Raw genomic sequence first — 14,666 nt, forward strand, 5'->3', positions numbered from 1 at the left:
CCATCCTACAAGGCGATTCCGATACGGCTTCTGCGCGCGGCGGCAAGGAGCCATTGACCCATGGACGCATTGACACTGTCGCGCATTCAATTCGGATTTACCATCGGCTTCCACATTCTGTGGCCGGCCTTCACCATCGGCATCGCCTCTTTCGTCGCCTGGCTGAGCTTTCTGTGGTGGCGGACGGAAAAGCCCCTCTATGGCGCATTGATGCGATTCTGGATCCGAATCTTCGCGCTCGGCTTCGGCATGGGCGTCGTCACCGGTCTTGTTCTGTCGTACGAGATCGGCACCAACTGGAGCGGTTTCTCACGCGCGGTCAGCAACGTGCTCGGCCCGTTTTTCATGTTTGAGGTGATGACCGCCTTCTTTCTGGAGGCGGGCTTTATCGGCATCGTTCTGTTCGGCGAAAAGCGCGTCGGGCGCGGCATGCATTTCTTCGCCTGCCTGATGGTGGCCTGCGGCACCCTCTTCAGCGCAAGCTGGATCCTGGCCTCCAACAGCTGGATGCAGACACCGGCAGGGTATTCCATCGACACGCAGGGCATCTTCCACGTCACCAACTGGTGGGCGGCGGTCTTCAATCCCTCCTTTCCCTACCGCTTCCTGCATATGGTCTGTGCCAGTTACGTGACCGGCAGCTTCGTGGTCGCGGGTGTCTCCGCCTATCATCTTTGGCGGCGGCAGCATATCGAAGCATCGCGCGCGGCCTTCTCGATGGCGATGTGGGCCGCCCTCATCCTTGTCCCCCTACAGCTCATCCTGGGTGATGCACAGGGCCGCAACACCTTGCACTATCAACCCATCAAGCTGGCAGCCATGGAGGGTCTCTGGAACTCGGCGAAGGGGGCCGATGCAACCCTCATCGGCTGGCCCGATATGGCACAAGAGCGGAACCTGTTCGAAATCTCCGTGCCGCACGCTGCCAGCATCTATCTCACCCATAGCTGGGATGGTTATGTCGAAGGACTGAAGGCTGTGCCAAGAGCGGACCGCCCCTACGTTCCGATTGTTTTCTTCGCTTTTCGCATCATGGTCGGCATTGGCCTGCTCCTGCTCGCGATTGCCACGACCGGAGGGATCCTGCGCTGGCGCGACCGTCTGTTCTCGGCGCGCTGGTTCTACCTTGCGTGTATGGCATCGACGCCGCTCGGCTTCGTGGCCGTCATTGCCGGCTGGACGGTGACCGAAACCGGGCGCCAGCCATTTGTCGTCTATGGACTGCTCCGTACCGCCGATGCGGCGGCGCCGCTTGCGGCGGGGTCCGTTCTCTTCTCTCTCCTGATTTTCGTCTTCGTCTACAACGTCCTGCTGCTGGCGTTCTTCTGGTACGGCGCGCGCGTGGTGATGCGTGGGCCCGAGGGCGCCGTTTCGACCTCCCCTAACGCGCTGCGGCCGGGCATCGAGCAGGCCGGTCCCGCTATTGTCGATCGCGCTGGCGGACAGCCCGCGATCCTGGCCGGAGAATGATTGTGGACCTTCCCGTTGTTTTTGCATTACTTGCCGTTCTCGGCATCGCTATCTACGTCATCGCGGATGGGTTTGATCTCGGTGTCGGGCTGCTGTTTCCGCTTGCCCCAAGCGAGCAGGAACGGAATGTGATGATGGAAAGCATCGCGCCCATGTGGGACGGCAACGAGACCTGGCTCGTGTTCGGCGGCGCATTGCTCTGGGCGGTATTCCCGATCGCCTATTATGTGCTTTTGCCGGCCTTCTATCTGCCCCTCATGATGATGCTCTTTGCGCTGGTTTTTCGAGGCGTCGCTTTCGAGTTCCGGTTTCAGGCCACACAGTTCAGACGCGTCTGGGACTATGCCTTCGCCGGCGGCTCCCTGCTCGCGGTGCTCGCTCAAGGTTTCGTGCTGGGCGGGTTCATCGGCGGCGTGCCGGTCACCAACAGCGCCTTCTCGGGTGGTCCCTTCTCCTGGTTCACCCTCCTTGGCCTTTTATGCGGTGCCGGATTGGTTGGCGGCTATGGGCTGCTCGGCGCAGGATGGCTGATCTGGCGCACCAACGGCCACACGCAGATTTTCGGCCGCGAGGTGGGCCGCGCCGCCCTTCTTCTGACGGTGGCCGGCATGCTGCTCGTCAGCGCCTGGACGGCCCTGACCGTGCCTGATGTAGCGGAACGCTGGTTCGCTTGGCCCTGGCTGCTGCCCCTTGCCCTTCTCCCGCTCGCTGCCGCAGGCACCGCGCTGCTGATTTGGCGCAGCCTGTGGAGCCCGCGCGAGGGCCGCGTCTTCGGCCTCGCCGTCCTGCTCTTTCTTGTTGGCTTCGCCGGCCTCGCGGTCAGCCTTTGGCCGTATGTCGTGCCCCGTCACGCCACCATCTGGAGCGCATCCGCGGACGACAGCAGCCTCCATTTCGTCGGAATTGGCGTCATCATCGTGCTGCCGGTCATTCTCGCCTATCTCGGCCACGCCTACTGGGTATTTCGCGGCAAGACGGCGGCGGGATATGGTAACGAGACCGCGACCGGTACTGAGGTTTTTACGCCGACCCCACGCCCTTCCGTGCGCGACACCGATCTTCATTTCAGCTGAGGCGGCGCCCACGGAGCCCATGCGGCAGGCATGGGCTCCGTGGGCCAGTCAGCGGCCTCTCGCGCCTTCATATAAAGCGCGGAATGGGCCCATCCTGTGGTGTCGTGTCACCGCCGAGATCGATCATGACTTCGTCCACATAGCACCAGCCCCAGCCCTCGGGCGGGTCGTAACCTTCCATGATGGGATGATCTGTCTCCCGGAAATGACGTGTCGCGTGGCGGTGGGGTGATTCATCGCAGCAGCCGACATGGCCACAGGATCGGCACACGCGCAAATGCACCCACATGCTGCCGATGCGCAGACATTCCTCGCATCCGCGCGCACTTGGGTGGACTTTGACGATCTGGCTAAGATGACTGCAAGTCTTGGTCATTTTGAACCTCGTTCGGATCTGTGATGAGACTCCCTAGCAGGCCTGGCACAGGGCCATGACCATCCATAGGTATCAATGCCGCGGCCGACGGTCTTTGTTATAGTCCTGATTGACAGCGAATTTCTTACAGGTGAACTCATGCCATCTTTGTTCGATCCCATCCAGCTCGGCGCGATCCCGGCACAAAATAGAATTCTGATGTCGCCGCTTACCCGTGGCCGCAATACGCGCGACCATGTGCCGACCGCGCTCATGGTCGAATACTACCGTCAACGTGCCAGCGCTGGCCTCATCATTTCAGAAGCGACCGGCATCAGCCTGCAGGGGCTCGGCTGGCCCTATGCCCCCGGCATCTGGACAGAGGCGCAAGTGGCGGCCTGGCGGCCGATCACCGAGGCCGTTCATGCCGCCGGGGGACGCATGGTCTGCCAGCTCTGGCATATGGGCCGTATCGTGCATTCCAGCATGCCGGGGCGTGGCCAGCCGGTCTCGGCTTCGGCCACCACGGCGCCCGGCTACGCTCACACCTATGAGGGCAAGCCGCCCCATGTCGAAGCCCGCGCGCTCCGGCTCGACGAAATTCCAGGTCTGCTCGAGGATTACCGCCATGCTGCCCGCAATGCCCGCGCGGCCGGCTTCGACGGTGTCGAGATCCATGCGGCGAACGGTTATCTGATCGACCAGTTTCTGCGCAACAGCGCGAATCTCCGCACGGATCAATATGGCGGCTCGATTGCCAATCGCATGCGCCTGCTGCTGGAGGTGACGGACGCGGTGACCGGTGTTATGGGCGCCGACCGGACGGGTGTGCGGCTGTCGCCGAACGGGGACAGCCAGGGCGTCAATGACAGCGACCCCGAGTCGCTTTTTGCCGCCGTCGCGGCAGCGCTTTCAGAGCGTGGACTGGCTTTTCTTGAACTGCGCGAGCCGCCGCCGGATGGCACCCGCGGCAAGCCGGACCATCCCCCGGTGCACCCGACGATCCGCAAGCATTTCAAGGGCCCGCTGGTGCTCAACTCCGATTTCGACGCTGCCCGTGCCCAGGCCGCGCTCGATGAGGGCCAAGCCGATGCCATCGCCTTCGGCCGCGCCTTCCTGGCCAATCCCGATCTGCCCAGCCGCTTGCGCCATGGTCTTCCGCTCAACCCGGACGACATGGCGACCTGGTATAGCCAAGGGCCGGAAGGCTATACGGACTATCCGGTGGCGAATGCGAGCTGAGCCCGCGCGAGGCGTCATACCCCTGTATAGTGGCCGGAGGCGTGGCAAGCGGCTAAGGTCCGGCAACCGGTTCTCGCAGCCAGAACGCGGCGGGAACCGGGCAATCGGGTGGCGCGGGCTTGATAGCGGGGCGGATGGACAAGTCAGGACCGGGTGGACCGAACGCGGCGGATGCTGAAATCGTCGTCGTGATCGATGACGACGCGGGAGTGCGAAGCGCCCTGCGCAGCCTGCTCCGCTCAGCAGGCTTTCAGATTGAGACCTTCGCGTCGGTCGCGGCGTTTATGAACCCGCCGCCCACCGCCCAGGTCGGTTGCCTCATCCTCGATGTGCGCCTACCCGATATCAGCGGGCTCGATTTCCAGGCGGAGATCGACCGGCTGAGGATGAACCTGCCCATCGTCTTCATGACCGGGCACGGCGATATTCCCATGACGGTGAAAGCCATGCGGGCCGGCGCGATAGATTTTCTTGCCAAGCCCTTCCTCGATCAGGAAATGCTGGATGCGGTAGCGAAGGCCCTCGCCCACAGCCGGCGGGTTCGTGAGGAGGAGCGCGGCATCGCCGAACAGCGCAGACGGTTTGAAACCCTGTCGCCGCGGGAGCGGGAAATCATGGCACATGTCGTAACCGGTCTCATGAATAAGCAAATCGCGCATGTCGTCGGTCTGAGCGAAATCACGGTCAAAATCCACCGGGGCAACGTGATGCGAAAGATGAACGTGCGCTCGCTCCCCGATCTTGTCCGCGCGAGCCAGGTTCTGGGCCCGGAGCGCCCCTCGGCGGATCCCGATCAATCAACACCCGAGGCGCGCCCCGTCACCCGCGATACATCGGTATAATTGTCACTCCCTGCGCCCTACCGCTAACTGGACCGTGTTCTGGCACATTTGAGACCTCAGAGACATGCGGAGGACTGAGCACGTGCCAAACATCAAGCCCGTCGCGATCGTCGACGATGACAAAGCGGTGCTCTCCGCACTCTCGAGCTTGCTGCGTTCGTTCGGCTATGCGGTCCTGACCTTCGCGTCGGCGGAAGCATTCCTGGCCCAGGCCAATCTCTCGGGCATTTGCTGCCTGATCACCGATGTCCAGATGCCGGGAGGCATGAACGGGCTTGAGTTGCAGGCGGCGTTGGCAGCCCAGGCGATATCGCTTCCCGTCATCCTCATGTCCGGTCTCATTGATGAGACACTCAGAACCCGGGCCTATGCAAGCGGTGCCGTCGCCTTCATGCAGAAGCCTGTGGATAGCGACAGCCTGATGGCCTGCATCGACCCCCTATGCGGTGATTGACGGTCCTGCCGGTACGACAGGCAGTGTGAACACGAAGGTCGTGCCCTGACCGCTGGTTGTCTTCGCATGGAGCGTGCCGCCATGCGCCTCCATGATCGTGCGGCAGATCGCAAGCCCCATCCCCATGCCGCTCTCTTTTGTCGTGAACAGCGGATCAAAAATCCGCTCGATCACCTCCGTGCTGATACCGCTGCCGCTATCCGTCACGCTCACCGCAATCCTGCTCTCATCTGTCGTCGCGCTAAGCGTGAGCCGCCGCGCCGACGCCGCCACCTCGCCCATCGCCTCCACGGCATTCGTCACGAGATTGAACACGACCTGCTGCAACTGCACACGATCCGCGAGAACCAGGCAGGCAGCGCTGTCCAGGTCGGTCTCGAGTATCACCTGATTGGCCTCGATTTCGGCGGCGGTAAGGATCAGCACCTCGCGGATCACCTGATCAAGGCGCACCTCGACAAACACGATCGGCGATTGCTTGGCGAGTGAGCGCAGGGCGCGCACAATCTCCGCCGCCCGCATGCCGTTATGCTTGATCTGTTCAAGATTGGCCGTGGCCTCTTCGATATCCGGCTGCGGACGCCGAAGCCAGCGGACTCCGGCGGCGGCTTCCGACACGATCCCGGTCAGCGGCTGATTGATTTCGTGAGAGATCGAAGCCGCAAGACTGCCCATGGCCGTCAAATGGGCGGTTCGCGCAAGGTCCGCACGCGCATGATGCAAGGCCGCTTCAGCCTGCCGGCGCTGATTGCTCTCGTCCAGAAGCTCGGCATAAAGGCGGGCCGCCTCCAGCGAAATCGCCGCCTGCGGCGCGATCACCTCCAGCATCGCCCGGCGGTTCGGGGTAAAGACGCCAGGCGCGAGATTGTTTTCGAGATACAGCACGCCGATCAGATGCCCCTGTTTGATCAGAGGAAGACCCATGACCGAGCGAGTGGACCGCGCGGCGGCGGCGGCCCGGCTCTCCCAGCCTGCATCGTCGATGACAACCGCTTTCTTCGTCTCGATGATGGTTTGCAAAACCCCCAGAGTGATCGTGTCCGCCGATGGCTCCTGTCGTGTGACGTCGACCGTAATCGCCTGGCCCGCGATGCCCGCAATCGCCTCAACCATCGGCATCTCACCGCGCATCAACAGCAGAACACCGTATTGAGCACCCGCGTGAACGATCATGCTTGTCATGAGCTTGTCGATCAATTTGTCGAGCAGGAGCTCTTCCGAGACGGCCCGCGCAACCTCCACCCAGACCGCGACATCGAGTGCGGTCTGGCCATGATGCATCGGCTGCGGCAACGCTATCTCGTCCTCTGATGCTGCGAAATCCACCGCCAGGGACGCCGCCTTGGCGCCGGCATCCCACCGGCGATAGCACTCCATCGCGGTGCGACGATGCTGGCGCGCCGCAAGCGTGAGGCCCAGCGCCGCCCCATGTCGCGCAGCCCGCTCATGGGCCAGCGCCTGGTCGTGGACGAAGCCCGAGGCAGCGGCCGCGGCCGCCGCCGCCTCGTAGCATTGCATGGCCCCTAGCGCATCGCCATGCAGGCGCGCCTGCTCGGCCTCGATCAACCGCTGCTTGTGGCCGAAGGAGGCGGGGTTGAGCGCTGCCCAGACCTTCAGCGCCGCATGATGGGGCGCGATCCGGTCAGCCACATCCGACCCATGTTCATCCGCGAGACAGGCCGCCGTCAGCGCCGCAAAAAGATGGTAATCGACCAGGTTGATATGGGCAGGGATTGCCCAGGTCAGTTGCTCGGTCGCTGCGAAATACTGCGCAGCGCGCTCGAAATCGCGGAAGAAGAACGCCGTCATGCCGGCGTAGAGCCATTCCCAGAACAACGTCGGCTGCGAGACTGTCGAACGTCCAAGTTCGGCAAACTCGTCCCCATCCCTCGCCGCCGCACGATCATACCCGTCCCGCAAAGAGGCCGCGTATCCGATCTGCGCACCGATCAGGCGCTCGATATCCCGGAAACCAACTTGCCGGACGATGCCAATGCCGGTCTGCGCCTCGTCAATAACGCGCGACAACGGCTCTCCCATGACGAGAAGATTCGAAATGATGTGATTCCAGGCATAACATTCCATGCCGAGATCGCCCGACAGGCGGCCGGCCGCGGCGGCCTGCCGGGCGCTGGCCAGACCGTAGGGCAGCGGCTGGGTCCAGACGCTGACCTGGTCCAAGGCAACCAGGGTCGCGGCCCGCGCCGCCTCCCAGCCGTGCCGCTCGATCAAAGCCAGGGCGGCCTGTGCATAGGCAAACCCGTCCTGATAGGCGCCATAGTGATGCGCGACATAGACGCCGAACCAGGACAGCCCGTAGGCCGAGGCCGGGGTCGGGCCGTGATTGATCGTGAGTTCCACGATCTTGGCGAGATGCAAAAAGCTAATGCCGTCATTGACGAAGAATGACGCTTGACAACTCACCAGAAGCGCCATCGCCGCTTCTATTTCCGGGTTTTGGGCAACCGGCATGGCGACAAGCGCCGCGATGGGGCGCTCCTTCAGCGCGCGCTGGACCGCCTCATAGGCCTGCGCTGCCTCCGCCGGAGACGGGTAGCGCTGAAGCTTGATCCCGAGCGAGGCCAGACCCGAGAGCACGGCCCCGATGGCGCCCTCGTAATCCGAGCGAAGCGTCTGCAGGGCGGCCCTTAGCCGGCTGGCTTTCGCCCGGTCAACCGGCGATCGCGCGTGACGGTGCAGACGATCGATTTCGTCTGAAGCCTGATCAAGGTCGGTGCGAAGAATAAGACATTCGCATTGGAGAAAGAGAATCTCGAACGCGATCACGTGGTGGGCTGACCATGAGTCCGGGCCCAGGATTGTCTGCGCAAGAGCAAGATTATCCGACGCCTGGCCGATCGCGGCGGCGGCTTGCGCGCGCCGTGTTGCGGTCAGCAGGGCGGTGACGAAGGCGATCCTTTGTGGCGCCCCGATGTCGTCGATCGCCGCGCGCTCGATCTGGCTTGCGATCACGAAAGCCATCTCCTGGCTGGCGTCGCTCCACAGGTCGATCATGATCATGGCGATACGCCGATGCAGATGCGCCCGTTCCGAACCGCCCGATAAGGCATACGCTGCTTCGAGGACCCGGTCATGGGCGAAAGCATAGACGTCCGGCTCCCGGGACAGCAGCCCCGCTTCCTTCAGCGGTTGCGCGCCCTGTCTCACCCTATCGAGGCCGATATCCAGAACGGCCGCCAGCAGCCCCTCGTCGCAGCGCGGCCCGATGCAGGCCAGAATACGCAGAATGTCGCGTCCTTCCCGCGGCAAGCGGTCCAGACGCCGCAACATCAGATCCGCGACATTGTCCGTCGATGGCAGGCGGACGACGTCGGCAAGGTCCCACTCCCATCGCCTGTACGACCAGTCAAACCGAAACAGTCGCTCGTCCACCAGGCTGCGCAGCAACTGCCCGATGAAAAAAGGATTGCCTGACGTCTTCTCATGGAGCGTGGCGGCGAGGTCCGCGACATCGGCCTCCTCGCTGCCCGTCGCCTCGGCGATCATGCCCGTGACCTCGGCGGTGGAGAGTGGCCGCAGGAGGATTTCAGACAAGCCCATGCGCTGCGTGGCGGCGGCCGCGCGCAGCGCATGGACCTCGGTAGCTCGGCCGTGATCGCTGTCACGATAGGCACCGAGGAGCAGGAGATGGTTGGGCGCCTGGGTGACGAAGGCCTGGATCAGCGACCATGTCGAATCGTCGGCCCATTGCAGGTCATCCAGGAACAGGACGAGAGGCGCGCCCGATGCGGCAAACGCCTCCAAGGCGTGTAGAACCGCCGCGTTGAGGCGTCTTTGCGCCAAGTCCGCGGGCAGTTCGGCGACCGGTGCCGGTCGCCCGATCAATGAGTCCGATTCCGGAACCAGATCGACAATCAGCTGGCCGTGGCCAACCAACTTGGCCAGCAGGCGCTCGCGGGCGGCCGCCCTTTCCTCATCGCTTCCGCTCTGAAGCGGTTCGATCAGGGAGCGCAATATCTGCACCACCGGCGCGAAGGGGATGTCGCGCTGGTGCTGGTCGCTTTTGCCGGTCGCGAAACGCCAGCCTTGCCGCCCGGCATGGGGAGAGAGACTGCCCGCGAGGGCCGACTTCCCCGCGCCGGCTGCACCTGCGATGAGGAGGATTTCAGATCGGCCCGTCCGTGAGACCCGCTCCAACGCCCCTTCCAGGGCCTCGATCTCCCCGCTCCTCCCAAACAGCTGGTCGGACAGGGCCAGCTTCGGCATCGCGCCTTGCCCGAGGGGAAAGGGCGGGATCGTCCCATATGCGGCCCATTCCGCGCGGCATCGCTGCAGATCTGCCTGTAGCAATGCGGCGCTCTGGTAACGATCCGCCGGGTCCTTCGCCAGCAGCTTCAAGATCAAATCCTCGAGCACGGGCGGCAGATCGCGCAATGCGGTGGGCCGCACAGGCTGCATCGCCAAATGGGCGTGCAGCCACCCGGCAGGAGACTGCCCGTTGAAGGGCAGCCGACCCGTCAGCAGCTGGTAGAAAGTGACGCCCAGGGAATAGAGGTCGCTCCGCTGATCTGTGACGGGGGAGACCCGATGCGCGGCCTCGGGGGCGGCGAAAGGCAGCGCATCGTCACCGAGCGGAAGTTCTGTCCCCGCCTCATCCACCAGGTCCAAAGGCGTCGCTCGGCCAAAACCCGCCAGCCGTATCCTGCCGTCGGATGCGCGGCGAAGATGCCCGGGTTGAATGTCGCGGTGAAGTACCGAGCGCTGATGTACATGCGCCAGGGCCGCAGTGGCGCCCAGGGCAATGTCCAGAAAGGCAGCAAGGGGCAGGACCTCCCCTGCTGGCAGCATGACGGGCTGTGCAGGCTCGTCCGCGAAGACGAGGACAGGGCCCTGCCTGGTCCGGATCAAGGAGCGCGGCACCAAGGCGAAGGCAGGATCGAGACGCGCGGCCATGCGATCGGCATTTTCGAACGCGCGGCATAGTCTTGCGTCATGCCAGGGTGCGCGTTCGATCACCCAAGCAGTTTGGGTCTCCTCGTCCTGGAGCCGATAGGCCGCGTGCTCTCCGTTGCGACTGACGAGCACCATCGTGGCCCTCTCGAGCCAGGCCTCATCGAAAATGGGCGCGGAACGCGACGAACCTTGGCGGTCTCCAAGCGGCATCATCGGCGCCACGGGCCGAACAGCGAGCGGGCGATCCGATCCTCGGAAAAAACCAATCTGCATTGATCCGGCGAGCGCCGGGCACCGTCAACGCCACCGATCATAAGGTCTTCCCCTGAAGACCGGGCTCACGCAGCATCCTGCTCCAACCCGGTCGCGACGATAGGGTAAGGTCCGCGGACCCGGTCGTCTTGTCAGGTTTATGCAGATTTTGCTCATAATTGCGGGTTGCCGTCACTCCGGCGAACCCGCGCAAACGTCGCTTGCCACAGCGAATGCCGCGCAACTAACGTGATGCGCGCGACCTGACGTCGCTTTGTCCAGCAGCCCCATCTCGCCTGGTTTCGGTCCGGATACAAATGAGCCCGCTGGCCACGGCGCCATACAAGGAGAGATTGCGGAGCCGATGGTTACAGAGCATCAGTCCGGCCTGTTCGGCCCAAGAGTGTCGCGTCACTTCGGATTCGATCGCAGTGCCGTCCTCACCGCGGGCGCACGTCATGCGCCGGCAATCGCAATGACCTATCTCTTCAGTGACAAGCTTGGACCGGAGCCCACGCCCATCCCGCCCGTAGAGGCGGCCTTCAGCATCATGGTCCAGCTGGCGCCGCTCGATTGGCACAGCATGACGCTGCGCGCCTCCCCCCATTTCTCAGGCCCAGTGCCGGCCAGCGCAGTCAGCGTGGTCGATCTCGAAGATCGGCCACAATCGCGCCTGTCGGGCCGGTTCGAGGCCGTTCAGTTCTATGTGCCCCGGGCCGCCCTGAACGATCTCTGCCGGGAACGGGGCCTCGCCCCCATCGGCCATATGGTTCGGCCGCGCGCCGAACCCGATCCGCTCGCCTGGCAGATGGCCTCGCTCCTCCTGCCCTATATCCACGGGTTTGCCCAAGCCAGCCCGCTCTTTGTCGATCATGTCGCCATGGCCTTTCTCGCCCATGCCGCACGGGACTACGGCGGCGTCGATTTCGCCGGTCCAGCCCGGCCTAGCCTGACGGTCGCGCAGAAGCAGCGGGTTGATGATTTCATGCGCGCTTCCCTGACGCACAGGCTCACAATCGAGGATATCGCCGAGGCGATCGATCTGAGACCGAGGCACTTCGCGGCCTCGTTTAAAAAGAGTTTCGGGCTGCCCCCCTACCGCTATCTGACGCAGTTGCGGATCGAGGAGGCGAAGCGCCTCATGGCGGCGTCCCCCTTGTCGTTGTCAGACATTGCGATGGAATGCGGTTTTGGCGATCAGGCCCATTTCACCCGGGTCTTCACTCGGACCATCGGCTGCAGTCCAGGCGCTTGGCGGCGTTTGCGCGCGGCGTAATCCGCCTGGAACGACGGCCAGGCCGGACCCCGCATCGGCGTGCCCTGCCCTTACCCGCGCTGGCTCCGTTGCCACGCCCCCGGTGCCACCCCCACGTCTCGGCTGAAGACCCGGGTGAAATGGGCCTGATCGCCAAAACCGCAGGCGAGTGCAATCTCTGAAAGCGGTAGCTCATTCTGTCTCAGCAGGCGTTTCGCCTCCTCGATGCGCAGACCCGACAGCCAGCGATAGGGCTGCATGCCCAAGGTCTGGCGAAAGGCGCGGGTGAAGTGGCTGGGGGACAAGCCGCATTCCCGCGCCAGATCGGCGATCGAGACCGGTCCTGCGAAATGCGCCCGCAGCAGGTCCTTGGCCCGACGTTCTTGCCAGGGCGCCAAGCCCCCGGGGGAGCGCGACTGCGCCGACATGCCGCCATAAAGCTGGGCCACGTGAATCCGCAATGCGAGGAGGATATGTTCGACGAAAAGCGCGTTGGACCGCTCCCCCTCCATGGCCTGGACCAGGAGCTTGGCGATGCCGGCGGCAGCGGCATCCTCCGCCCCCCGGGGCCAAACCAGCTCCCGGATCGGCGGCGCGCCGTGGTCCGCTGCCACATCATCGAGGGAGCCGTAGGGCAGATAGACCTGCAGGAAATCGAACGGATTGCCGATGCGGGCACTGGGCTCATCGTCCAGAGTGAGCAGGCTCGTGCAGCCTTGGCGGTAGGCGCCCCCAAAAACGCGTTTGCCCCGAAGCCAGAGCTCATGATCGGCGCTGTCGCGCAGATGAAGATGAATGCTGTAGGCGGCCTCGCGCGGGGGTGGTGAGGTCGGCTCCGCGAGAGGACGGTCGCTGCGCAGGCGGGTCACGGCTATGGCAGTTGTCCCCGCCCCCTTGGCAGCCAGAAAAGGCGCCTCGGTCAACTGAAACAGCCGAGCGATGCTCGCGCCGTAGGTGCCGCGCTCCAACATTCCTCTCCCGGTCTGAGATAACGGCAGGATAGAGTGAACCGTTTCGTCGGCAAAGCCCTTCCGTCGGCACCCGGCTGGCCGGTCAGGCAGCGCCCGCCAACGGCGCGCCCCGTCCATGGATGGTGTTTCCGGGGAGCGCGACTAGTGATAGTCTTCACACGCAGTCAGTTTGCTGTCGCGACGATCTGTGAGAAACGTCATGCGTGTAGCCTTCGTCGAATGGCCCGATGGCCTTCTGCCGACCGGTCCCGCCTGGGACAGGATCGCCGCCGCCGTCGAACTGGCCCAGCCCGACCTTCTCATCACTGATCAACTGCCGTTCGGTCCATGGCTTGCCGCCGCACCGCGCTTCGACAGGGAAGCGGCGGCGGCGAGCGTTGCCCTGCATGCGGAAGGCCTGGTTGCCCTCGCAGCACTGGACGTGCCGGCCGTTGTCACCACCCGCCCAGTCTGGCGCGGGGACCGCTTTGTCAACGAAGGGGTGGTCATCGAAGGCGATCGGGTGAGGTTCCTCCACCGCAAGCACGTTCTGCCCGATCAGGAAGGCTGGCGCGAGACAGTCTGGTATGAGCCGGGCTGTGAGGGCTTCATCACCGCCGATATCATGGGCATGCGAGTGGGCATGCTGATCTGCACCGAACTGATGTTCAGCGAATGGGCGCGGCATTACGGAGCGCAAGGGGCCGAACTGATCGTTGTTCCCCGCGCCACGCCCCCCGGATCTCCGTGCCAAATCGCCGCAGCCATGGCCGCGGTCGTCTCCGGCGCTTACGTGATCAGCTCGAGCCGCGTCGGTCAGGTGGACGGCGGGCCCCTGTTTGGCGGCCCGGGCTTTGCCTTTGCACCTGATGGGAGCCTGCTGGCGACAACCTCCGCGGAGACAAGCCTTCGCGTCCTGGAACTGGATGCCGGTCTCTCCCGTCGGCAGAAGCGGCGCTACCCCTGCTATCTCTCCGAGCCGGTCCTTCTCTAAGCGGCAGAGAAACCCATCACATGCGGTTTGTCACGTGGTTGACGTTTTCTGAAGCGGGACAGCGATCCCGGCGATGCAAAATCCGCAGAGCCGAAACAAAGCAGACACTCAGTTGTCAATGTTCCTTAAAGGGATCTTCCTCGATGGGCGGGCAGATGCAAAGGCAATAGACGAGCCCTCAGGAGAGGTGTTCGCGCGCCTATACATGGATCGCTCCATTGTCTTTAGCCGGCTGATTGTCCCTTCAACCTTGCCATTGCTTTATCGTAATAGGATCCCCCACGAGCGTCTGGTGAGGTGGCGGCAAACAAGGTAGGGAGCGCGCCCTCGGTGGCGGACGGGCTGGCAAATAGCCGGAGAAATCCGGTCAATGCGTGAAGAACGGTCAACGATATCTTTGGTGTATCGATATACAAGCCAAGGAAGTCGACAAAGGAAACAAATGCCCTCTGGCGCTGCCTCTGCTTGCACCAGGTCCCTTTTGGTGACGGCCCCACCCATGACGATGGTGGAATCGTCGGATGCTTGTGAAATCGCTCCCTACACCCATCCCACAAAACTCTTGTGTAAGTCTTTGAAGTTTTTGTCAAATATGCACGTCAATTGAGTAGTGTAACGCGTCTAATGATGCACCCGCCATTACCAAGTTTGCATGTCTTCAACAGTATAGGTGGAAGGGACAGCACCATTGCTGCCCGTGAACTTACGCCCGGCCAAGGGCGGCCCCCTGACGCGAATGGAACGATCGGTGCAGGCTGCGCATCAAGCGCCGGCCGTCTGCGGTTTTGAAAGCAGGAGCGCCATAGAATCTTCACGTGTCGACCTCACGGTCGCATGACAAGTATACCTATACACAGGGAGAGGG

At 63.4% G+C, this 14,666-nt stretch carries 10 protein-coding genes; 7 read left to right on the forward strand and 3 right to left on the reverse strand.

Annotated features, from left to right (window positions below; translation table 11 throughout):
• Nucleotides 1–60 precede the first annotated feature (60 nt).
• Nucleotides 61–1,470: a cytochrome ubiquinol oxidase subunit I gene (locus tag VL752_RS05015; protein WP_325352795.1), complete on the forward strand. Its 1,410-nt coding sequence runs from the start codon at nt 61–63 to the stop codon at nt 1,468–1,470.
• A 2-nt stretch (nt 1,471–1,472) separates the two neighbouring features.
• Nucleotides 1,473–2,543, forward strand: coding sequence for a cytochrome d ubiquinol oxidase subunit II (gene cydB / locus VL752_RS05020; protein WP_325352797.1), 1,071 nt, complete (start codon nt 1,473–1,475; stop codon nt 2,541–2,543).
• A 67-nt stretch (nt 2,544–2,610) separates the two neighbouring features.
• Here the strand turns inward: cydB and VL752_RS05025 are convergent, their stop codons facing one another.
• Complete coding sequence (locus tag VL752_RS05025; RefSeq protein WP_325352799.1) at nt 2,611–2,919, reverse strand: UBP-type zinc finger domain-containing protein; 309 nt, start codon at nt 2,917–2,919, stop codon at nt 2,611–2,613.
• Nucleotides 2,920–3,057: 138 nt separating this feature from the next.
• On the opposite strand from VL752_RS05025, the gene VL752_RS05030 reads away from it, so the two are divergent.
• The 3 genes from VL752_RS05030 to VL752_RS05040 all read left to right on the forward strand — a co-directional run bounded on the left by VL752_RS05030 (nt 3,058) and on the right by VL752_RS05040 (nt 5,436).
• On the forward strand, nt 3,058–4,140 hold the full coding sequence (locus VL752_RS05030; protein ID WP_325352801.1) for an alkene reductase: 1,083 nt from the start codon (nt 3,058–3,060) through the stop codon (nt 4,138–4,140).
• A 134-nt stretch (nt 4,141–4,274) separates the two neighbouring features.
• Complete coding sequence (locus VL752_RS05035; protein ID WP_325352803.1) at nt 4,275–4,982, forward strand: response regulator transcription factor; 708 nt, start codon at nt 4,275–4,277, stop codon at nt 4,980–4,982.
• An 82-nt stretch (nt 4,983–5,064) separates the two neighbouring features.
• Nucleotides 5,065–5,436, forward strand: a complete 372-nt coding sequence (locus VL752_RS05040; RefSeq protein WP_325352805.1) for a response regulator transcription factor — start codon at nt 5,065–5,067, stop codon at nt 5,434–5,436.
• Here the strand turns inward: VL752_RS05040 and VL752_RS05045 are convergent.
• Nucleotides 5,422–10,485 (reverse strand): trifunctional serine/threonine-protein kinase/ATP-binding protein/sensor histidine kinase, encoded by a 5,064-nt coding sequence (locus VL752_RS05045; protein ID WP_325352807.1) that lies wholly within the window; start codon nt 10,483–10,485, stop codon nt 5,422–5,424. The genes VL752_RS05040 and VL752_RS05045 overlap by 15 nt on opposite strands.
• 592 nt (nt 10,486–11,077) lie before the next feature.
• Between VL752_RS05045 and VL752_RS05050 the strand changes: the two genes are divergently transcribed.
• Complete coding sequence (locus VL752_RS05050; protein WP_325352809.1) at nt 11,078–11,878, forward strand: helix-turn-helix transcriptional regulator; 801 nt, start codon at nt 11,078–11,080, stop codon at nt 11,876–11,878.
• A gap of 50 nt (nt 11,879–11,928) precedes the next feature.
• On the opposite strand, the gene VL752_RS05055 is transcribed toward VL752_RS05050, so the two are convergent.
• The gene (locus VL752_RS05055) at nt 11,929–12,828 is read right to left on the reverse strand and encodes an AraC family transcriptional regulator (protein WP_325352811.1); all 900 of its coding nucleotides are present in this window, start codon (nt 12,826–12,828) and stop codon (nt 11,929–11,931) included.
• Between the two features lie 199 nt (nt 12,829–13,027).
• Here VL752_RS05055 and VL752_RS05060 point away from each other — a divergent pair, with 199 nt between their 5' ends.
• Nucleotides 13,028–13,801: a carbon-nitrogen hydrolase family protein gene (locus VL752_RS05060; RefSeq protein WP_325352813.1), complete on the forward strand. Its 774-nt coding sequence runs from the start codon at nt 13,028–13,030 to the stop codon at nt 13,799–13,801.
• Nucleotides 13,802–14,666: the final 865 nt, after the last annotated feature.

Origin of the sequence: Acidisoma sp. (assembly GCF_035492295.1) — a bacterium.
GTDB lineage: Bacteria > Pseudomonadota > Alphaproteobacteria > Acetobacterales > Acetobacteraceae > Acidisoma.